The organism is Providencia sp. PROV116 (assembly GCF_028482485.1).
Lineage (GTDB): Bacteria > Pseudomonadota > Gammaproteobacteria > Enterobacterales > Enterobacteriaceae > Providencia > Providencia rettgeri.
In genome coordinates, this window is the sequence record NZ_JAMPQO010000002.1 from 257472 (window position 1) to 278505 (window position 21034).

A 21034-nucleotide genomic window follows, 5' to 3' on the forward strand; every position below is an offset into this window, starting at 1 on the left:
TTTGCCTTGTATTTATTAAAATTTTACGGATGCTTGAACATAGTAAGTTCTTGGCTGCCCCACATAGATACCATAATTATTATCAGTAGAACGTGTAAAATAGGTTTGATCAAAAAGATTTTTAATACCAGCAGATAACGTTAAATCAGATAAACTTTTACCAAAATGGTACTCACCTCGTGCATCCCATACCATATAACCGGGGATTGTTCCGTATCGACCATCCGCACTGGGTTTTGTTACATAATGGCTTGATGTTCCTGGCGATTCTTGGGTAGATTGCGCATAGGTATTTAAGTTCCATACCCAATTCCCCGTTTCATAACGGCTACCTGCGGTAAAGACCTGTCGTGAATAAAACGGTAAATCTTTATGGGCAAAGTCACCTTTTTTACTAACCGCTTTCGTGTAGGTATAGGTGCTGTATACACTGATACCATCCAATTTATCGCTCAGGTCAGACAGGTTATACCTTGCCGCCAATTCCACACCTTGGTGAGTTGTGGCGCCCAAATTTGTCCAACCCGTTGTATTTTCAACATAAAGCAGTTGGTCATCAAAATCGATATAGAATAAGGTCGCCTCAAGGGATAGCGCGGTATTATCGTATTTAGTCCCCACTTCGTAGTTATGGGCTTTTTCTGCACTTAACCCATTCGCAGGGGAATTCCCAACCCCTTTAGTATTCAATTGAAAGTACTGTAAACTGCCGAATGACGTACTCGCATTGGCAAATAGCTTCCATTCATCATCAATATGATAGATCACGGCCAGCGCAGGAAGTGGTTCGCTATAGCGCTTACTTCTATTTTGGTTTTTAAAACTATCATTTAAATGAATATTAATGTTCTCATAGCGGATCCCGGGGATCACTGTCCAGTTGCCAACATCAATAGTGTCATCAAGATAAATCGCATGGGCTTCTGTTCCACCCGATGTGTGTTGATAATAATCATTGGTACTCGGCCGCGAACTTTGAGTACCCGTTTGGTACCAATTTGAACGGTAAGCTTTTTCGTCTGCGGTCTCATTTAAATAGCGATACCCCACTGTTACTTCGTGTGAAATATCATTAAAACGGAATAATTGCGAATAACTCGGTTCAATGGCATAAGCGGTATAGTGACGAGGGTAAGAAACTAAACGCCTTTCATTCGCTTTATCTTTATGCTCACTTTCTATGTAACTACCCCGATAACTTTTACTAAACCATGTCATTAACTCAAATTGCTTGTCATCTTCTTCATGTTTGTATTTCAATGACATATCTTGTCGATTGCCTTCAAAACGGTCATAAGACCGTGTTGATTGGAAAGGGTCCGCATTATATTGCGCTTGAGTCAACCCTCCAGGCATACCTGACATCGCATGATAGTAATGAAAATTAGCCAGTAGTTCGTCGTTATCTGTTATGGCATAACGGGTTTTTAAAATCAGGTCATCAATATCAGTATTATCGTTGCTTTTACGGTAGCCTTGCCCGTGTAACCCTGAATACAGCAATAGCGCTCCCGCTGAATCATCCGCTTTTGAGCCTCCCACGGACGCATCCACCAGTGTCTTTAGCCCTCCCGTTTTAGCTCCTTGAGTTTGTAGCGAAACACCCCCAGAAAAGTCTTTCGGGATAGGCTTAGTCACAAAGTTAATTACGCCACCCACATTTTGCGGCCCATAACGCACAGAAGCCCCTCCACGGATCACATCAATAGATTCAATACTACCTAGTGATAATGGTGACATCGACAACTGAGGTTGACCATAAGGCGCAGCGGCTAATGGCATACCATCGAGTAAAATCGTTGAACGCGGTGAAAGACGTGAGGTTAACCCTCGTACCCCTACATTTAAGGAAACATCGCTCCCCCCTGTCCCATTACTTTCGCGTACCTGCACCCCTGGGATCCCTTTTAAAGCATCCCCAATGGTTTCACTGCCTAATTCTTTAATTTGCTGTTGAGATCTTACTGTCCGAGCACCTGGGTGATTAAATACCACCTCACCATCTTCAGTATTTTCAAGCCAATTGCCTGTAACTGTAATTTGATCATTTTTTGAATTATCAACAGCGAAAACATGATAAGGCGCTAATGCAGCTGAAATTGCTAATGGTATGAGTAACTTGCTAGTTTTTAAATTCATAAGGGATACGTAACAAAGGAGATTAAGAGTAATAATGATAATTAGAATTATTACAGATAATCAACTTAATTTACTATTTATTTTGAAATTACTCTAGCTTAATTCCTTATTATATAAAGGGTTATTGTTTTTGATTTAGAATGAAAAGAACTGAAGAAAACTAAAAAATCCGAGGGAAAATTTCCCCTCGGAGCATATTACTTAACGACATCATATGGTTAAAAGCAAAACAGATAATATTTCGCTTCTAATAAGAACTAACCGCCTAGTGAGAAAAACACTACCCGACCAACTCCCTCGCCAACAAAAATACAGAGTGTTGCCAGTGACATCACGAATGTTGCATTCACATTGTGCCCATTTTTTTGACACAGTAAACGACCAACAAACAATACCCCTAATGCAATAAGTATAATTCTAACAATACTTAAGTTCACTAAACCATCAGGGAGTTCACGTGGCGTCATTCCCATATAAATCGGCTCTCCCATATTCCCTAGCAGAGATAATGCGCCCAGTAACATAAGTAAAATTCCTATAACACCAATACCTAGCGCAATTTTGACCACACGTTTTAATTGCGCTTCTTTGCCATGGCGACGTAAAGAACCTACCAGTAATAATGCCGCAACTACACCACCAAGCAATAACACCGCGCCAAAGAAACTGGCGTAGGTAAATAAACCATTCCAGAGGTTAAACAAGGTGTTAGCGTATAATGCTGACATTGCATACATATAGATAATACCGGCTAACGCACTCAGCAGCAGTAGCAACGCATTCGCATTTTGTTTAAGCAATAGCAGTGCGATACTGAAAAACAAGAGCGCCATATAGATTGCCGTCGCCCACACTTCACGGCTCATCCATGAGGTCGACACATGCAACATGGTGTAAAACATGTGTAGCGGGTTCCCCATATGAAATAGTGAGCCTAACAACCCAACACAGCCCAGAATAAAACTTGCTAAAATAGGCAGTTTAATAAACTGGACGCTTTGTCGGTTATTTCCGCCTTCAAGTACACGAAAATAGCACACCAATGAAACTAGCAAGCACCCTACAGAAGCTTGCATAAATAAGGTGAAAACCACCAATGGAAATTCATGCATGATAATTCTCCTTATCCTTTTGTACCGACAACCAGGTTCGGTTTGGTAATACTTGAGCTAGGTAACCCTGCAATATCTGCATTCGAGCCATATTTTTTACGTAACTCACTAATTAGACCGAATTCAATCGCACGCATAGGACAAGAATCAACACACATTGGATTCCCGCCCTTTTCACGAAGATCAAGACAAGTGTCGCACTTAGTCATCATTCCAATACTGGCATCGAACTGAGGTGCCTCGTATGGACAAGCCCATGTGCAATAGCGGCACCCCACACATTTATCATGGTCGACTAATACAACCCCATCTTCTTCTCGTTTATGCATTGCGGTGGTAGGGCAATGGCTGACGCATTGCGGGTCATCACAATGGTTACAGGCAATAGACAAATGCCAAGTCCGAGGACGTGGATATTCACCTACTTCAATATCATACACACGACGAAAGTTGCGCCCGACCTCAAGATCATTTTTGTCTTTACATGCAACAACACAGGTTTTACAACCAATGCAAGTGGCAACATTAATATAAAATCCAACTTGTTTATCCATTTCTTATTGCCCCCTAAAAAATAATACGCTGTGGAATTGCAGCATCTGGAACTAGCTGGTCCCCATGCCATTTTTCGATATTACATAGCATCGTGTTCCACCCTGACGTCCCAAGCCCTGTAGGGACTTGAATGGTTAGCGTATTGTCGGCTCCCGCCATATCTATCCCTGTTTTTTCATCAACATTTGTCCAACTTCCATGTGGTAATGCCACCACACCCGGCTTCATCGTTTGTGTCACCAATGCGGGACGCACAATTTTTCCCTGTGGGCTCGTTATCAACACAGTTTCACCGTGTTTAATACCTAAACGTTTAGCATCAGACGCATTGATATAAATTGGACTTGGCCACTGTTCACGCAACCAAGGCACGTTATCAAGCGTGCTGTGAGAGCGACGTAAGTAGTGTGGGTTATAGATTTGGAATGGATAATCCCCTTTTTCCTTCTTCGAGAAGTCGCTAAAACTTGCCTCATAACCGCTCGCGGATGGGATATATTCAGGAATTGGAGGTAATTTCGTCCAACCACATTCATCGGCTTTTTCGACTAATGTTTGGCAGTAAATTTCGAACTTACCACTCGGTGTTGGTCGTGGATTGGCTTGAGGGTCGCGAATAAAATCTTCATAGGCAATATAACCATAGTTATCACCAGAAGTACGCTTGACTTGGTATTTCCCAACAGTAAGAAATTCGTTGAGGGTAATTCGGCCTTGCTGTGGCTTACCTGTTACTTGCCATTCATCAATATCCGCTTGGGTAATGGTGATTAATGGCTCTGTCGTCTTACCATCTTCACCAATAATCGTTGCGCCATTGAGTTTATTAAAAAATTGTTGTTTTTCCGAAACAGGAAAAACCTCATCGACATAAATCCCCAGACGTTTACCTATTTCTTTGGCAATCCACTGGTCACTTCTCGCCTCATAAAGTGGCGGAGTTACATTCACCGCAGCTATAATAACTTCGCGGTTACTTGGATTTAATATGGTTCCTTCTCGTTCCCACTCTGTCGTCACGGGTAAGACAATATCCGAATATTTAGCACAAGTATGTGGAACATATGCTGCAGTTACAATCAGTTCCACATCTTTACGATAAGCTTCAACACTTTGCGAAATATTAGCTCGTGTTTGCAGTGTCGCATTAAACGGGTGAATTATCATTTGGATATTTGCATCGACATCCCCTACACCACGTTGGCGGAATCTTTTCTCTAATAATGCACGGTTAAGCTCATTGTGATTAATTTTCAAGCTAACCGGGTTTGGGATTGAAGGTAACCCACTTGCTCCGGCCATTACGAGCCGCGTGCCATTATTTCCAGCTGCGAAGTGGCAGCTGACCCCAGTCATGCGACCAGGCCTTCCCATATGGCCAGTCATAAAGCCTAATGTTGAGAATGCTTGCACCCATCCTTCACCGTTATGGATCCGAGCAGGCGCCCAACCGGTAAGCAATGCGACTCGGTTAGTGCCGCCGATTTCACGCGCTAACTTGCGAATATCGCTAGCTGACAGACCACAAATATGAGAGGCCCACTCTGGTGTTTTCGGCTCCCCCGTGTAGGTGCCTAACAGATAATCTTTGAAGTTACCTTTTGGATCAGCGCCAGCTGGCATATTATTTTCATCAAAACCAACCGTGCAACGACGTAAGAAATCCCAATCAATCAATGGGTTGTCAGGGCTATCCATTTCTAATAACGCAGACATGATACCCAGAGCTAAAGCATGGTCAGTACCGGGGTTGATGGGGTACCAGTCTGCATCCATTAACTCTGCCGTGGTCGTATAACTTGGGTCAATACTAATAAAGCGCGCTCCCGCTTTTTTCGCTTGATAGTAATTATAGGTTGGGCTACCAGGGCTACTCCACGCCGGGTTTGCTCCCCACATCACAATTAGCTGGGAGTTACGCATATCAAAGCGATCATTGGTACCAAACGTATAAAACCCTTCAAGCAACCCTAAATGGGCTGGTGTTTCAAACCATGCTCCCCATGAGGTTGTCCCCCAATCGCCAACAAATCCCCCAGCTTTCGCATAAACGTTTTGGATATCAACACCATTACCGCCAGTGATCCAAATCGATTCATTCCCATATTTTTCTTTAATACGTTTCGATTCTGATGCCACAATATCTAATGCTTCATCCCAACTGATGCGTACCCATTGGTCTCGGCCTCGCAAGCTTTTATCTCCACCACCGGGAGCCCAGCCTTTACGCTTCATTGGATATTTTAAGCGATCTGCGCCAAAGACTTGTTTACGTTGTGAACGGCCACGTAAACAACCTCGTTGTTGTGGGAAATCAGGTGAGTCCGCAACCACATCATCGGTTTTTTGCCTAACAACTACGCCATCAACCACCAATGCTTTATTAACACAGCGACCACCACAGTTATGCCAGCAGGCCACGGGCTTCCATTTCCCTTGAGTGACCGCATCAGTTGCTTGCTCAACCGCTTTTTCTTCCTCAGGTGTTGCCGCATATAATTGCTTACTCAGCGGTAACGTAGCCATCACTGATGCCGCCGATGTCCAAGCTATAAATGAACGGCGACTCAAGGCTATTTTTTGTCTTTCTGACATTGCTCTTACCTCTTCATTTTGTTTATTATTATAAATTGACTAATTCATTGATTTTTTTAATATCATTGCGTAAGAAAAGCTCAACTAATGAACTTAATTGACGATAGAATAATGTGTCTGCATGGTTATGCATTGAGCGGCAAAATGGCGTAATAAACGCCAATAAATGGGTATTTAAAAATGTGGCAGACCCGAGCAACAACGCGTTTACGTTAACCCAATCAACGGTTTCATTTTCGCTATCAATAAGTTCAGTAATACGCAGGCTTAAATGCCACATAAAATCCAACTCATAACCAATATGGTCAGCGGCTTCCCTATCCCCTTCCGGTAAATGAACGCCATACTGTTCATAAAAGGATTTCACTGCTGAGGTACTTTCTTGAAATAACAGTTTGTCACGGGAAACATAAGTTGACTCCCATGGCGCTGCTGGCGGGGCTTCAGGGCCAATAAATAAGCGAGTAAAATCCCAATGCAAGTTTTCAAAACTCTCAGTATTGGCTTGTAGCTGCCTATTGCTTAAGTCTTTATGCATGTCATTTATGGCATTTCTCATCGCGGGTAATGCTTCATCACAGGGAAATAACAGCAACCCTGAGTCTCTCAAATAATTTAATAACTCTGGCGTTGGCTCTTCCATAAATAAACGCCGTAATACGTCATAAGCAAATTGACGCGCATACAGAAAATCTAAAATTTGGTCGTCATTAGTCATAAATGTATCCCTACAGGTCAGTCAGTAAAAATTCAGCGGGTGTAGTGAGTTCAATTTGCACTTCTTTAATTAAAGGATTGCCCTGTTCATCGGGCTCAACAATGTGAGAGGTCAACGCAATAGGTAGTTTGTCTAGCGAGGTTAATAAGTAAATTGCTTCAGGGTTAAATTGCAAAAACCCATGTAACAAATCTTGATAATAAGAAACGCCTGTTTGTTTCAGTAAAACCGCCACCTTTTCACAATCATCACCAAAAACTTTGGCGCTTTTAAAAAAATAATCTTGAGAAGAGAAGAAGTAATGTTTTCCTAATATTTTTTGATTGTGTTCAAAAAAAGCATTACTTTGGTACACTTGCCCCGTATGTTTATTTTCTAAAGAGCAATAATGCACCCCAAGCGATAATTTATTTTCGAGTGCAAAATTAAGCACTCGAAGGCAAGCTAATTCACTCTGTGCAACCGCCAATCCACCAGCATACCAATAGTTGTAATACACCTCATAAGGTGGATTTTTAAGTTCGAAGCCTCGAGCTTGATACGCTTCACTATTTGTTAGTGGGAAACAAAACTCTAATAAATTGATACCATCTATACCAATGTCATCAAGCTGAGTTAATAACTGATACACTTGCTGTTCTGTACCGGGGATCACCGGCATTTCCACCATAACCGCTGGAAAAATTTCACGAGCTAACGCGATGCGGTGCAAAACTTTGGTGATGCGTTCTTTTGAATCATCAATTTTGATACTAAAACGGATTTCTTGTAGACCTGCCTTCGCTAAAGCTAATGCAGTGTTACGGTCTAATGGGTCACCAGCGGTATATAAACGGCTATGAGCCTGAGGTAATTTCTGTTGGACAGCTTGGAAAAATTCGATACTTTCTTGGCGAAAAAGTAGAGGCTCCCCGCCTGTTAGTGCGATATGGGTCAGAGGGTAACCTTGCTCTGCAATTGCATCAACCTCCCCAATCGCATCACGCATTTCTTGTTGATAACCCTGATAGTTTTCTTGATTTGGGTTAAAACAAAAATAACAATCGCGGTGGCATTTTAATGACAAAAATGTCGTATAACTCCCTTCTCCCGTACGACATTGCACGCAAGCACTCGAGAGCCAATTGCAATGTATACTCTTCCCATTATTGGCAAAAATTGCGCCATTATTCTTTATAATTAGTTTGAGTTTCTCAATTTCATGTTGCTGTGCAAAAGGGGCTTCAAAATTAAGGCCATATTCTATGATTGCCTGCTGTGTTTGCTGTTCGATATCCAAATAGCGAATAGCGTAGCGCTTAAATTTTTGATTATTTACTGTCGATATTGTTCTATCAGTAATAGGATAGATCATAAATTTCCCTTCAATTTATGAGCAAACAGTTCCTATTATTCAGTGAATTTTCAATTAGGTTCAGAATGTAAATAATCAATTAATAGACTGTCATTATAATGCCAATAACAATTAGAAATATGCTTATAAATACTCACATCATTACCGAGCAAATTGAAAATAATTTTAAATAAGAAACATTCGCATTATATTATTTTGATTTTTAATTAATATCAGTATAGGTAAGTGACGTAGTATGGTGTTGCGCAGGATCAAAAAAACTTTCCTTTCATTATTTATATATCAAATAATTAGCTATCGCTGTCGTTATGGCTAGGTTATTACTCAATCATGTTCTCATTATATGAGAATTATCTCTTTAAAAATCGCCATATAAAATTCAAATACCTCATTTAATAGCATTCTAAAATAATATTAAACTAACCTTTCAACATTAAAAGAGAGGAAATAATATTTCAATTTGTAAAATTAAACTTCAAAAAATGTTCAGCTATTCATATTTATCATATTTAATTTCTTTTATTTTATAAACCTCTCTAATAAATACAGCATAGTTATTATTTATCTTTTTATCATAATTAAAGATATAATTATAATTCATCGTTAGACACTCCCAACTCGTCACTATCACGCGGTTGGTCATTATCGTCAAAGTGGTAAAGCATAAGTCACCTTAACCGTTTCCATTGGCACCTCCGTCTTTATACTCTGAATGCTGCTAATTTGCGTTAAATGATCTGCATGAAATCGACGATAAGAGGCTAAGTCTTGCGTTACAATACGGATCAAAGCATCACATTCCCCTGCCATTAGATGGCATTCAACGACTTCAGGCATCTGTTTAATGTCTTCAACGAATTGGTTGATGGTCTTGGCATCTTGTGTTTTAAACCAAATACGTGCAAATAAAGAAAGACCGGCTCCAATTTTACTGCCATCCAATACGGCCACATAACGTTTGATAACCCCGGCTTCTTCAAGCAATTTCACACGACGCAGACAAGGGGACGGGGAAAGCCCCACTTCTTTAGCTAATTCAATATTCTGAATTTTTCCATCTCTTTGTAAAATCTGTAAGATGCGTCTATCAATGGCATCCAATTTTAGCCTATTTTCTTTCATTGGTACTCAACCTCAATTTAATATTAATTTTTGATATTAAATACCAATTATTGTTTATTTTAAAGCAATAAAAAAATCCAATATCACTGGATTATCGCTATAATTTTATTGCTACTGGCCAGTTGCGTGAAATAACAATAAACAATAATGAGGAATTGAAATGGAGTTACAGACCTTGCTCTTATTTAGCGCAACCGTAGTCCCTTTAGTCTGCACACCAGGCCCAGATATTCTTTTTATTTCCGCACAAGGATTATCAGGAGGCACCTCTGCTGCCTTGAAAGCTAATTTAGGTATTATACTGGGCTATATGGCGCATGCGATTCTGGCTGCACTTGGTTTAGCGGCGATTGTTGCGGCTTCCCCTATGATTTTCCACACCATTAAATGGGTTGGAGTGACTTATGTCACTTATCTTGCTATCCGCATGGTGTTATCTGCGATGAAAGCGGGAGACTTAAAAATTCAAACGGTGTCAACAAAGGCAGTAATAGCTAAAGCATTTCTGACGAGCTTTCTTAACCCTAAAGGGTTATTGGTGTACTTCGCTATTTTGCCGAATTTCATTAAGCTGACAGAAAGTGTGGCAGTTCAGTCTTTGATACTTTCAGCTGCTTTTATACTTTCGTGTGTCGTAATCTATGGTGTGATAGGTGCATTATTTGCTTCCATGCATAATAAGCGAACTTATAATGATAAAAAACGCCGTATAACCGAGGGGGTTGCAGGCGGTATGCTAACACTCGCTGCTATTGGTTTAGCTACTAGTTAGCGAGGCAATAATTCAATCCAGATTAACTTGCTATCGGTGCTAAGTGGTTTTATCACCCCTTCACCGATATCAGGTAGCCACCAGGCTCCTTGTCCTTGCGCCATAAGATGGCAATTTGCGCCTGAAATTTCCCATTCACCATTGAGCACATAGACTAACCCTGCTTGGTTAGCTGGTAATTTACAATCTCCAGTGATGAAGTAGTTTTTAACCGCCCACCTATCATCTAGAAAAATAAAATTCATTAACTTAACTGATGGCTTTGGGACTTTTACCACACAAAATTGCTGGGCTGAAAATTGGACATGATCACCTGCATGCTCTAATCGGCACTCAAATGCTTTGGTATCGGTTAACAGAAGCGGCTGGTCATTCAACAATACTGCCAACCTTTCTCCTTCCGCATAACGTTTTAAATAGCTCTCTTGCTCAATGGTTGCAATACTTGCGCGTAGTGAATAGTCCGATGCTACTGGCCAGCAAAATACTTCTTGGCTGGCCCCCCCGCCATCATGCCAATCCAGGATAGGTAACTCCATTGTGTCAAAACATTTTATTTTCACATTACCTCCCATTTATTGCTGCTAACACATTTAGATTTATACTTAGATTGGCAAAGTTAATCTTTCAAGGCAATGAATTAACAATGATAATGTGACTAATCACGCCTCTCATTGATTAAAAAGTGACATAAACGGCCTAAAGTTTTCATTGCTTCTTCAACCCTTTCACTCCATGTAAACGATGCATTAAGACGAAATGCATGATTAAACTGATCACTGGTGGAAAACATACTTCCCGGTGCGATGCTGATCCCCTCTTTTAGTGCGAGTTGGTACAAACGAATAGCATTAAATGGCGGTTCAAATTCTAGCCATAAAAAATACCCACCTTTTGGTGTATTAACTTTTACTGACTGAGGCATGTATTTTGCTATTGCACTCAACATTTGGTGCTGACGTTGTTCCATCGTTAAACGCAGTTTACGAAGGTGGTTATCATATCCCCCTAATGATAAGTACTCAGCAATAGCTAATTGCGTGGGAACGCTAGCAGAAACGGTGCTCATCATTTGTAAATGTTGAATTTTTGTCGCGTGTTGACCCGCGGCAACCCAACCCACTCGATACCCTGGCGCTAAACATTTCGAAAACGAAGAGCAATGAAAGAAATTTCCTTTAGTATCTAGTGCCTTTGCGGGTATTGGCTGTTTGTTACCAAAATAAAGTTCCCCATAGACATCGTCTTCAATTAATGCAATTTGCTGCTTATTCAGGATATCGACCAATCGTTTTTTGTTCGTTTGCGGCATCGTACCGCCTAATGGATTTTGATAATGTGTCATCAGCCAACAGGCTTTAATTGGATATTTGCTTGCAATATCCTCTAGCGCGTCAAGATCAATACCAAATAGCGGGTCTGTTTTAATAGCAATTGCCTTGAGTTTTAACCGTTCAATTGCCTGAAGTGAACCATAGAATGCAGGTGATTCGATAACGACCCAATCCCCGGGCTGAGTGACTGATTGTAAGCTCAGAACTAAAGATTCCATGGCTCCTGCTGTAATCACGATTTCATCAGGAGCAACATGGATCCCTTGAGTTGCATAACGCTGAGCAATGTTTCGACGCAGTTGTTCATTACCAGGCGGCAAATTAGCTGGTGTATTAAATTTCGATAAGCGCCTAGCGACAGACGCGAGTGATTTCGCGAGTTTTGGGTCATCTAATAAGGCGGGCTCTGGAAATGCGGAGCCAAATGGGATAATATTCGGGTCCTTACAAGCTTGTAAGACACCAAAAATAGAGGCGTTAATCTCTACATTTTCATTCAAATGTAGCCCTTTACCTCCTTTTGCGGCAGCAAATGCGTTATTGCGGTTTGCCACGTAATACCCTGATTGCGGGCGAGCAACGACCCATCCTTGGCTTTCAAGCAACTGATATGCTTGCACAACAGTCATTAAACTTAAACCAGACTGTTTAACACTTTCCCTCAATGAAGGTAATCTGTCGCCCACTTGCCAGATATTGTCTTCAATTTGCTGACGAATTTGCGCTGCTAATTGTTCGTATCTCGTCATAGCCGCCTCAACTGTTATAGTTAATATCTCAATAATTGTTACTATTATAGTTTATCGTCTCATGTTCTACTTATCCACACATTCACCTGACTTTTTTTTAACTATAAGCACAAAACATTTTTCGTTGGATGGCGATTATTTTGCACTCAGGTGTGAGCAATCTCTTTTGCTAAGGATTAGCGCCTCAATTGCTCTCATCAAAACGTTGAATGTTGTGTGTCATTAACATATCCACTCAGGGGTCAATATGTTTGGACTAACTGCGCTGGAACTTGCCCGTATACAATTTGCGTTTACGGTCTCGTTTCATATTATTTTTCCTGCCATTACGATTGGGCTCGCAAGTTACCTTGCGGTGCTACAAGGTTTATGGCTTAAAACTCGTGATGAAGACTATATAAAACTGTTCCATTTTTGGTCGAAAGTTTTTGCGGTTAATTTCGGAATGGGTGTTGTTTCTGGTTTGGTCATGGCATACCAATTCGGCACTAACTGGAGCTTTTTCTCAGATTTTGCGGGAGGTATTACAGGGCCATTACTCACTTATGAGGTTCTTACGGCCTTCTTCTTAGAAGCTGGTTTCCTCGGTGTTATGTTGTTTGGGATGAACCGTGTAGGTGAAAAATTGCATTTCTTCGCTACTTGCATGGTTGCGCTAGGAACGATTATTTCCACATTCTGGATTTTGGCCTCCAACAGCTTTATGCAAACACCACAAGGCTTTGAAATTATTGATGGACGCATTGTTCCCGTTGATTGGTTTGCCGTTATTTTCAACCCCTCTTTCCCTTATCGATTACTGCATATGACTACAGCAGCTTTCCTTGCTGCAGCATTTTTTATTGGGGCTTCCGCCGCTTGGCACTTGCTCAAAGGCAACAAGTCCAGTGCCATGAAAAAAATGTTTTCCATGTCCCTGTGGTTGATTTTAGTTTTAGCCCCTGTTCAAGCTTTAATCGGGGATGCTCACGGCCTAAACACACTTAAACATCAACCGGTTAAAGTGGCTGCAATGGAAGGTCACTGGGAAAACAAACCCGGAGAAGCCACTCCGCTGATCTTGTTTGGTATTCCAAACCAAGAAAAGGAAAAAACAGAATTCGCTATCGAAATCCCTTATTTAGCAAGCCTGATTTTAACACACAGTATTGATAAACAAGTCCCCGCGCTAAAAGAATATGCCCCAGAAGATAGGCCTAACGTGTTTATGGTGTTTTGGTCATTCCGCGTAATGGTCGGGCTCGGCTTATTAATGATAGCGGCTGGAGTTTGGGGTTTATGGCTTCGCTACCGTAAAAACCTTTATGAGTCGAAAACATTCTTACGTTTTATGTTTTTAATGGCACCTTCTGGGCTGATAGCCATCCTTGCAGGTTGGTTTACAACAGAAATTGGCCGCCAGCCATGGGTTGTTTATGGGCTACAACGAACCTCTGATGCGGTCAGTGCACATGGTGAAATGCACATGAGCATCAGTTTAATCGCCTTTTTTGTCGTTTATGGCGGTGTTTTCGGGATTGGCTATATGTACATGATGAAATTAATTCGTAAAGGTATCGCGGAGGACGCAGCTCATGGGCATTGATTTACCTCTCATTTGGTTTGTCATCATCGTATTTAGTATGTTGATGTATATTGTCATGGATGGGTTCGATTTAGGCATTGGGATCCTTTACCCTGCGCTGAAAGACAGCCAAGACCGTGATCTGATGATGAACAGCGTTGCCCCAGTGTGGGATGGCAATGAAACTTGGTTGGTTTTAGGTGGAGCCGCTTTATTTGGTGCTTTTCCTCTCGCTTATGCGATTGTCCTTGATGCCCTGTCAATTCCATTAACTTTCATGTTATTGGCCTTGATTTTCCGTGGTGTTGCCTTTGAGTTTCGCTTTAGAGCGGATGAATCACACCGCCGCCATTGGGATCACGCCTTTATTTGGGGTTCAATTTTTGCCACCTTTGTTCAAGGAGTGGTCGTTGGTGCCTTTATCCAAGGCTTCCATGTAGAAAACCGTGTTTACATGGGGGGTTATTTCGATTGGTTCGCGCCTTTCCCACTATTTTGCGGATTTGGCCTTGTTGTGGCTTATGCACTATTAGCTTGTGGTTGGTTGATCATGAAAACTGAGGGCCACTTACGTAGCACGATGTATCGTGTTCTACGGCCATTAACATTACTGATGTTAGCGGTAATTACGGTGATCAGTCTCTGGACTCCGATGTTAAATGAGGCCGTTTTTGAGCGTTGGTTCTCTCTGCCAAACCTGTTCTTCTTTTTACCTGTTCCGTTACTGGTATTAGGCTGTACTTGGTTGATCCTAAAAAGTGCTAAGCGCCAACGATTCGATAGCGTGCCATTCTTAGCGGCTTTAATGTTGATTTTCCTTGGGTTTACTGGCCTAGGTATCAGTATCTGGCCAACGCTCATTCCACCCGCAGTCAGTTTCCGTGATGCCTCTGGCCCATCCGAAAGTTTAGGCTTTATGTTAGTCGGTGCGTTATTCATTATTCCTGTTATTTTGGTTTATACCTATTGGAGTTACTATGTCTTCAGAGGAAAAATTACCCCAGAACAAGGTTACCACTGATAACGTGGCAACCTCCCCTTGGTGGAAAAAACTCGGTTGGATGGCCATTATCTGGTTCGGAAGTGTATTGGCGCTATTTGCCTTCTCTTCCGTGTTTAAATTGATGATGACCGCAGCCGGAATGAAAGTGAAGTAATCTACCTTTCGATATGCCGTATGCTAAAAATCATACGGCATTTTTATTAAAATCAACAATTCATCACTGTAAATTGCCTCCCTACTGTTGAAAATCTCTCTTTATAAATATCCTCTTCCAATCACTCACTAGCGGTTGCAACTTACAAAGTTATTCATGATAATGATAATAATTACCATATAATAAAATTATCATTAATGAAGGAGATCGTCCGTGGCCACTGAACAACCCGTTGAAAAAAACATCTACCGCCCGGCTCCACCACAGCTCATTCAAGTCAAATCCATTACCGATATCAGCCCATCTATTCGCAGCATTACTTTCACCGGCGAAAGACTCAATACATACCCAACTGATTGTGAAGGTGGGCACCTGAAAATATTTTTAGCCCCTGATTTAATCAGCCAGCCCGCACTCCCTATCCTAAGTAAAGAAGGTCGTAGCTGGCCAGAAGACAAACCTCGTCCATTTGTTCGTACCTATACCGTCAGAGCCATCCGCCCTGAAGTTAGCGAGATAGATATTGAATTTGCTATGCATGATGGCACAACTGGCCCTGCATACCTATTTGCACGTGATGCAAAACCAGGAAATTGGATGGGGATTACCAATCCAGGTGGCCCAGACCCATTATTGCCTGCCAGACAACATTACTTCATGGCCGGTGATTCAAGTTCTCTACCCGCTATTGCCGCATTATTGGAAAAAATGCCAGCAAATGCCCAAGGTAAAGTCGTACTACGGTTAGATAGCCCAAAAGACGTGCGAGAACTGAAAAAACCTGAACAGGTTGACGTAATTTGGATCTGTGGTGATATCACCAAAACAGCTGAATTAATTAGCACGTTTAAGTCTTGGGACATTCCAAACAATGATTGCGCTTTTTGGATTGCGGGTGAAGACCAAATTATTCGTGATTTGCGTCGTTATATTCGTCGTGAAAAAGGTTTTGGTCGTGATGATATCTATGCAATTCCTTACTGGCGATATGGTTATGATGAGGAAGGTTATCACCATGAACGCCATGCCGTGATGGACAACCCTGACGACTAACTTCGGTTCAAATAGTTAGCTCGCTTATTGATTATAAACTCGACTAAGCGAGCTCCTATCTGCCTTCATCACGTTTTTAGTCATTACATTCCTCATCAATAAACTTCCTAAAATACTTTTCATTCTCACATTTGTTATGTTATAACATAATGGTTTTTATGGTCGTTATATTCACTACAAAAATAGGAAAACCACTGTGTACAAAATGGCAATTTTAAAAACCAGTCTTTATGTCGCATTAGCTCTCACTAGCTATACAGCAGCTGCTCATGGCTCACATAGTCACTCTCATCCACAATCAGAGAAAGCACTCCAAGCTTCAAAAGGGATTTTTGAAGATGCTGACGTCAAAGATAGGTCTCTTAGCGATTGGCAAGGCATCTGGGAATCGGTTAATCCATTACTATTAAATGGAAAGCTCGATGACGTTTTAGAAAGTAAAGCAAAGAAAAATAAAGATAAAACGGTTGAACAGTATCGTGAATATTATAAAAAAGGCTATGCCACCGATGTTGACAGCATTGGAATTGAAAATGATGTTATTGAGTTTACCCAAAACGGTGCCGTAAGCAGCTGTAAATATGACTACGCCGGTTACAAAATTCTTCATTACACTTCAGGGAAAAAAGGCGTCCGTTACTTGTTTGAATGCAAAGATGCTAACTCAAAAGCGCCCAAATTTATCCAGTTTAGTGACCATATTATTGAGCCACAGGCCTCGGGGCATTTCCACCTGTATATGGGAAACGAATCTCAGGAAAAATTATTAAGCCAACTAGAAAATTGGCCAACCTATTACCCATATACCCTCACAGATGAGCAAATCGTACATGAAATGCTCTACCACTAATCAATTGCCTCTATAAAGATTTAACCTATGCCCCGCGAACAAATCGCGGGGCATATCATTAATAACAAGACTAATTAATAGTTATAAGCCAATAAGGCTTTATGGCACAATTGTGATCTCACACAGTCCTCAATAGTAAAATTCACCATCGAAACCATTTCATCAGTGCTAAAACGTTGTAATGCATCGGCTAACCCTGAGGACACACCTTCAGGCAAATCACACTGGGTCACATCACCATTGACAATCACCGTCACATTTTCACCAAGCCGAGTTAAAAACATTTTCATTTGCGTGACAGTGACATTCTGCGCTTCATCTAATATCACGACGGCATTTTCAAATGTTCGACCTCGCATATAAGCAAATGGCGCGATTTCCACTTTAGCAATTTCGGGGCGCAAACAATATTGCAAAAAGGATGCGCCGAGCCTTTTCACCAATACGTCATAGACAGGACGAAAGTAAGGCGCAAACTTTTCTGACATATCACCCGGTAAAAAACCGAGATCTTCCTCCGCTTGAAGAACGGGCCTTGTCACAATAATCTTATTGATATCTTTATGAATTAACGCATCAGCTGCAAGTGCAGTGCTGATATAGGTTTTACCACATCCCGCTTCGCCATTCGCAAAAATTAATTGCTTATGTTTAATGGAATTAATATAGAGTTTTTGAGCTTCATTTCTGGGCAATATAGGGGATTCATCACGACGTTCTTTTGCCATACCGATAGCTTCAATGCCAGTAAATTCAGCAAATGATGCGACGTTATTGATATCAAAACGACCTGAGCGATCTTTGCGTGATGAACGTTTCATTTCACGACGTGCCTTTGTTGCAGCTTTCTGTCTACTCATAGTATTAACCCTTCCAGGTATCAGTGATGTCAATTCAAATGACGGACTATTCAAAACAGAGGTGAGCTCCCTTCAAGCTCAAAGTTAATATCAAACATCTATTATGTGGCTGTAACTCCATGCAATAACTCGGCTAATAAAAAAACCGGTTACCAATCTCACCATGGAAATTTCATGATGGAGTGGTAACCGGTTTTGTACTCGCGTGTATAAACACTTATTTCCCATTAGTTTCTCCTGTAACAGCGATACTTTTAAACTAATGAATCTATATGACAGTAATATGACAAGCAGCAATATTTTTAGTGCCTCAATGAGTCCATGTTTTTATTGCAGTTTTCATCTGCTTTAAATATAGCGTCATTTTTTTTGATAAAGCAACATTTTTCTAACAAAATTTTGGGCGTTTATTAAAATTTTTCGTTATCACACATAAAAATAAAAAAATAAAACCGCAATAATCAGTTAGTTAACTATTGCGGTTTTAAAGGATAATTAGCGTATTTTACAATTTCCCGCTAACTCAAAACCTGCGGCTTTAGCCGATTGTTCGTCAGTGAAGATGACGGCATTTTTATCAGCGATGGTATTGAAGCTAGCACAATGTGAAAAATGATATTTTTTAGAATTACGATTACCTTTAATTTCAACCGTATTTGGCACAATAGGTTTACTTTCTATTACTTGAGGCTGATTTAAAGGTAAAACTGGTGAAATATTAACACCATCTGCGCTATTTTTATGATTTAAACTCCATTTTTTCTCCCCTGTCACAAATGGGTTATGATGGCCCATCACCTTAGCGACTCGATTATCACGCTGGGTTTCCCAAGGGGTTGGAGGATATTTATTATCCCAAGCCATCAGTAACTGTTGTTGTTGACGTGACATAGATAAGTTATAGCGGTCATGCATATAGAAATATACTCGGGCTACTTGCCCTTTGGCCTCATCTCTTGGTTCAAAGACTTTTTGTTTAAAATCAACTCGACTGCGGCACATTCCGTATGGATATGGCGTATTAGCGGGTAATTGCCCAAAACTAAAATTGCTTCTATCACCATTCACCTCACCAATAGAAGGCGCTAAGTTATGCAGATCGGCTTCCATTTGGCCAAAAATAGGGTCACTAGACACACAGTTTTTTCGCCCACCTTGTTGCCAACATTGTCTTTGATGACCAAACACCCATGCAGGAACAATATGTTCCCATTCAATGCGTTCGGCTCGGTTCTGTTGTTTACGCACTTGATAACCACAAGAGGCTAAATCGACTTTTCCTCCGCTTTTTCCTGCCCATTCCCACTGGCACCCACAGTATATTGTTCCCTCACCTTGGTGATTTTGATCTGCATAAACCTGAGTTTTACTCAGTGCTTTGGCTTCAGTAAATGAACTTGGTGCAGAAAATGAAAAAGCAGAAAAAATAAATAATAGAATCGAAAAAACGAATTGATAATATTTGGACAAGCTAAATTGTTTCAAAATAACACCACTAATAAGAATATATTCGAAGAATTGAAATGAATGTGTTAGTTTTTCCTCTAACACATTAATGCATAAGAAGAAATATCACATATTCTAATCAAATAGTAGCATTAATGATATCAGCGATGACTCAATTTTATGGTTAACACCCACATCAGAATTTATGCAGCTTTAATAGAATATCTAACTCTTATTAGTAAAAGAAAAAAGTATGGCTTACGGATATAGCAAGAATACCAGCAAGCCATCCCTTAAAAATTACACGCTTGGTCTTTTGCGATATAACCATAAACCAGGTAAAGAAATACCAATAGACAAGGCTCCAACAATGAAAGACGCTTTTAAGAAATTAGTCACTAGAACCTCAACTAATTCAGGATCATAGCCAAATTGCGATATTTTAACGACTGAAATCATTGCAATATAGGCACTAATACCTGGAAACATTGGGATCACGGCAGCAACAGTAAACACTTTAGGATGAGCTAACCACCAGCGCGACCACTGAATACCGATAATACCGATTAAAATTGCTGCAAGAAAACTCGCCCACTCGATTTGCAGCCCTAGTGTCATCAATATCATTCTAAAGCCATAGCCAATAGCACCTAATAAAGCGCAATATTTCAATGCCCTAACAGGCACATTAAATACCATAGCAAACCCGACTGCTGGTATAGCCGCTAGTAGCATTTTCTCACATAAGGAGAACAGAAATTCTATGCCCATTCTTTTAAACCCCAGATTGTCATTGCTAATACAACCCCAATACAGGTAGCTAAAGTAAGGAGACTCGCCATTGTCCAACGCGCTAAACCTGTATTAACATGCCCTTTAAACATATCAGCGACTGCATTAATTAATGGGAAGCCCGGAACTAAAAGCAATACGCTGGCAGCCATAGAAATCGTTTCAGTGACTGCTAAATACGGTATTTTCAGTAATAATCCAGAGACCGTTGTCGCAACAAACGCCGTGATACAAAAATTAATCAATGGGTTCATTTGATGAGAAGTTAACACTTGTCGCACATACATTGCACAGCCACTGGCTAAAAATGTAATTAATGCACTTTCCCATCCCCCTCCATTCAACTTGCTGAAACAAGCACAAGATAAAGCCACCATCAAAACCATTAACCATCGAGGATATCGCAACGGTTTAATCGATGATAATTTCTTGTGTAATTGTTTTCGGTCTAGTAAATGATGTTCGACGAGAATGACCGCATGCTGGACTTCGGTGACAACATGCATATTAATACCACGGTCAATAATACGCCGTGTTGACGTTAGGCAGCGGCCATCAATTATGGTGGTTAAAACTAATGAGTTAGATGAGATTGCACTATCAACTTGATTTGCTCCAAGTGCAATGCCCAAACGGGTTGTCAATTGTTCAACGAGCATACTTTCAGCGCCATGTTGCAATAACAATAAGCCACACTCAATACATAGCCGAGTTACCTCACGTTGCTGATCAACAGGATCATTTTGGTCTATTTTTTGTTCATTCAATGCATGCTCTGCCATCTTGCCCCCAATATTGTGACAACCATTCAGATATCATCCTAAACATGTTAATCTTTATAAATATCATAAAGACAAATATC

At 40.8% G+C, this 21034-nt stretch carries 19 protein-coding genes; 6 read left to right on the forward strand and 13 right to left on the reverse strand.

Features of this window, described 5'->3' with window-relative positions:
* Window positions 1-15 precede the first annotated feature (15 nt).
* From PSE72_RS02745 to PSE72_RS02775, 7 genes are all read right to left on the reverse strand, one after another.
* Window positions 16-2139, reverse strand: a complete 2124-nt coding sequence (locus PSE72_RS02745; RefSeq protein ID WP_217007730.1) for a TonB-dependent receptor family protein — start codon at window positions 2137-2139, stop codon at window positions 16-18.
* 257 nt (window positions 2140-2396) lie between these two features.
* On the reverse strand, window positions 2397-3251 hold the full coding sequence (locus PSE72_RS02750; RefSeq protein ID WP_198641197.1) for a dimethyl sulfoxide reductase anchor subunit family protein: 855 nt from the start codon (window positions 3249-3251) through the stop codon (window positions 2397-2399).
* A gap of 11 nt (window positions 3252-3262) precedes the next feature.
* Window positions 3263-3805: a DMSO/selenate family reductase complex B subunit gene (locus tag PSE72_RS02755; RefSeq protein ID WP_004264054.1), complete on the reverse strand. Its 543-nt coding sequence runs from the start codon at window positions 3803-3805 to the stop codon at window positions 3263-3265.
* Between the two features lie 13 nt (window positions 3806-3818).
* Window positions 3819-6401 (reverse strand): molybdopterin-dependent oxidoreductase, encoded by a 2583-nt coding sequence (locus PSE72_RS02760; RefSeq protein ID WP_267689671.1) that lies wholly within the window; start codon window positions 6399-6401, stop codon window positions 3819-3821.
* A gap of 28 nt (window positions 6402-6429) precedes the next feature.
* Window positions 6430-7119, reverse strand: a complete 690-nt coding sequence (locus PSE72_RS02765; RefSeq protein WP_115167332.1) for a TorD/DmsD family molecular chaperone — start codon at window positions 7117-7119, stop codon at window positions 6430-6432.
* A 10-nt stretch (window positions 7120-7129) separates the two neighbouring features.
* The gene (locus PSE72_RS02770; RefSeq protein ID WP_115167333.1) at window positions 7130-8473 is read right to left on the reverse strand and encodes a radical SAM protein; all 1344 of its coding nucleotides are present in this window, start codon (window positions 8471-8473) and stop codon (window positions 7130-7132) included.
* Window positions 8474-9121: 648 nt separating this feature from the next.
* Window positions 9122-9595, reverse strand: a complete 474-nt coding sequence (locus PSE72_RS02775) for an Lrp/AsnC family transcriptional regulator (RefSeq protein WP_115167334.1) — start codon at window positions 9593-9595, stop codon at window positions 9122-9124.
* 160 nt (window positions 9596-9755) lie between these two features.
* Here PSE72_RS02775 and PSE72_RS02780 point away from each other — a divergent pair, with 160 nt between their 5' ends.
* Window positions 9756-10367 carry a LysE family translocator gene (locus PSE72_RS02780; RefSeq protein ID WP_115167335.1) on the forward strand — a complete coding sequence of 204 codons (612 nt, stop codon included), beginning with the start codon at window positions 9756-9758 and terminating at the stop codon, window positions 10365-10367.
* Here PSE72_RS02780 and PSE72_RS02785 read toward each other — a convergent pair.
* Window positions 10364-10930, reverse strand: a complete 567-nt coding sequence (locus PSE72_RS02785; protein ID WP_238563142.1) for a HutD/Ves family protein — start codon at window positions 10928-10930, stop codon at window positions 10364-10366. The two genes, PSE72_RS02780 and PSE72_RS02785, sit on opposite strands and share 4 nt — an antisense overlap.
* 95 nt (window positions 10931-11025) lie before the next feature.
* Entirely contained in the window at window positions 11026-12450 is a 1425-nt protein-coding gene (locus PSE72_RS02790) for an aminotransferase-like domain-containing protein (RefSeq protein WP_004910542.1), read from the reverse strand.
* Between the two features lie 247 nt (window positions 12451-12697).
* Here PSE72_RS02790 and PSE72_RS02795 point away from each other — a divergent pair, with 247 nt between their 5' ends.
* The 5 genes from PSE72_RS02795 to zinT all read left to right on the forward strand — a co-directional run bounded on the left by PSE72_RS02795 (window position 12698) and on the right by zinT (window position 17074).
* Window positions 12698-14035 carry a cytochrome ubiquinol oxidase subunit I gene (locus PSE72_RS02795; RefSeq protein WP_004910539.1) on the forward strand — a complete coding sequence of 446 codons (1338 nt, stop codon included), beginning with the start codon at window positions 12698-12700 and terminating at the stop codon, window positions 14033-14035.
* Window positions 14025-15035, forward strand: coding sequence for a cytochrome d ubiquinol oxidase subunit II (gene cydB, locus PSE72_RS02800; protein WP_115167337.1), 1011 nt, complete (start codon window positions 14025-14027; stop codon window positions 15033-15035). The genes PSE72_RS02795 and cydB overlap by 11 nt, the downstream gene beginning before the upstream one ends.
* Before the next feature lie 40 nt (window positions 15036-15075).
* Window positions 15076-15171: a DUF2474 domain-containing protein gene (locus PSE72_RS02805; RefSeq protein WP_371021249.1), complete on the forward strand. Its 96-nt coding sequence runs from the start codon at window positions 15076-15078 to the stop codon at window positions 15169-15171.
* A 213-nt stretch (window positions 15172-15384) separates the two neighbouring features.
* Entirely contained in the window at window positions 15385-16224 is an 840-nt protein-coding gene (locus PSE72_RS02810) for a siderophore-interacting protein (RefSeq protein ID WP_115167339.1), read from the forward strand.
* 205 nt (window positions 16225-16429) lie between these two features.
* Complete coding sequence (zinT, locus tag PSE72_RS02815; RefSeq protein ID WP_272690882.1) at window positions 16430-17074, forward strand: metal-binding protein ZinT; 645 nt, start codon at window positions 16430-16432, stop codon at window positions 17072-17074.
* A gap of 74 nt (window positions 17075-17148) precedes the next feature.
* Here the strand turns inward: zinT and phoH are convergent, their stop codons facing one another.
* From phoH to PSE72_RS02835, 4 genes are all read right to left on the reverse strand, one after another.
* Entirely contained in the window at window positions 17149-17934 is a 786-nt protein-coding gene (gene phoH / locus PSE72_RS02820; RefSeq protein WP_115167340.1) for a phosphate starvation-inducible protein PhoH, read from the reverse strand.
* A gap of 495 nt (window positions 17935-18429) precedes the next feature.
* Window positions 18430-19404, reverse strand: coding sequence for an endonuclease (locus PSE72_RS02825; RefSeq protein WP_371021250.1), 975 nt, complete (start codon window positions 19402-19404; stop codon window positions 18430-18432).
* A gap of 276 nt (window positions 19405-19680) precedes the next feature.
* Window positions 19681-20151, reverse strand: a complete 471-nt coding sequence (locus PSE72_RS02830) for a threonine/serine exporter (RefSeq protein ID WP_004910523.1) — start codon at window positions 20149-20151, stop codon at window positions 19681-19683.
* Complete coding sequence (locus tag PSE72_RS02835) at window positions 20142-20954, reverse strand: threonine/serine ThrE exporter family protein (RefSeq protein ID WP_004910522.1); 813 nt, start codon at window positions 20952-20954, stop codon at window positions 20142-20144. Before PSE72_RS02835 ends, PSE72_RS02830 begins: the two co-directional genes overlap by 10 nt.
* Window positions 20955-21034: the final 80 nt, after the last annotated feature.

What these genes read in the sequence shown, in the direction of transcription:
- PSE72_RS02745 (WP_217007730.1), bottom strand. Translation starts at nt 2,139, where the DNA reads ATGAATTTAAAAACTAGCAAGTTACTCATACCATTAGCAATTTCAGCT.
- PSE72_RS02750 (WP_198641197.1), bottom strand. Translation starts at nt 3,251, where the DNA reads ATGCATGAATTTCCATTGGTGGTTTTCACCTTATTTATGCAAGCTTCT.
- PSE72_RS02755 (WP_004264054.1), bottom strand. Translation starts at nt 3,805, where the DNA reads ATGGATAAACAAGTTGGATTTTATATTAATGTTGCCACTTGCATTGGT.
- PSE72_RS02760 (WP_267689671.1), bottom strand. Translation starts at nt 6,401, where the DNA reads ATGTCAGAAAGACAAAAAATAGCCTTGAGTCGCCGTTCATTTATAGCT.
- PSE72_RS02765 (WP_115167332.1), bottom strand. Translation starts at nt 7,119, where the DNA reads ATGACTAATGACGACCAAATTTTAGATTTTCTGTATGCGCGTCAATTT.
- PSE72_RS02770 (WP_115167333.1), bottom strand. Translation starts at nt 8,473, where the DNA reads ATGATCTATCCTATTACTGATAGAACAATATCGACAGTAAATAATCAA.
- PSE72_RS02775 (WP_115167334.1), bottom strand. Translation starts at nt 9,595, where the DNA reads ATGAAAGAAAATAGGCTAAAATTGGATGCCATTGATAGACGCATCTTA.
- PSE72_RS02780 (WP_115167335.1), top strand. Translation starts at nt 9,756, where the DNA reads ATGGAGTTACAGACCTTGCTCTTATTTAGCGCAACCGTAGTCCCTTTA.
- PSE72_RS02790 (WP_004910542.1), bottom strand. Translation starts at nt 12,450, where the DNA reads ATGACGAGATACGAACAATTAGCAGCGCAAATTCGTCAGCAAATTGAA.
- PSE72_RS02795 (WP_004910539.1), top strand. Translation starts at nt 12,698, where the DNA reads ATGTTTGGACTAACTGCGCTGGAACTTGCCCGTATACAATTTGCGTTT.
- cydB (WP_115167337.1), top strand. Translation starts at nt 14,025, where the DNA reads ATGGGCATTGATTTACCTCTCATTTGGTTTGTCATCATCGTATTTAGT.
- PSE72_RS02805 (WP_371021249.1), top strand. Translation starts at nt 15,076, where the DNA reads ATGGCCATTATCTGGTTCGGAAGTGTATTGGCGCTATTTGCCTTCTCT.
- zinT (WP_272690882.1), top strand. Translation starts at nt 16,430, where the DNA reads ATGGCAATTTTAAAAACCAGTCTTTATGTCGCATTAGCTCTCACTAGC.
- phoH (WP_115167340.1), bottom strand. Translation starts at nt 17,934, where the DNA reads ATGAGTAGACAGAAAGCTGCAACAAAGGCACGTCGTGAAATGAAACGT.
- PSE72_RS02830 (WP_004910523.1), bottom strand. Translation starts at nt 20,151, where the DNA reads ATGGGCATAGAATTTCTGTTCTCCTTATGTGAGAAAATGCTACTAGCG.
- PSE72_RS02835 (WP_004910522.1), bottom strand. Translation starts at nt 20,954, where the DNA reads ATGGCAGAGCATGCATTGAATGAACAAAAAATAGACCAAAATGATCCT.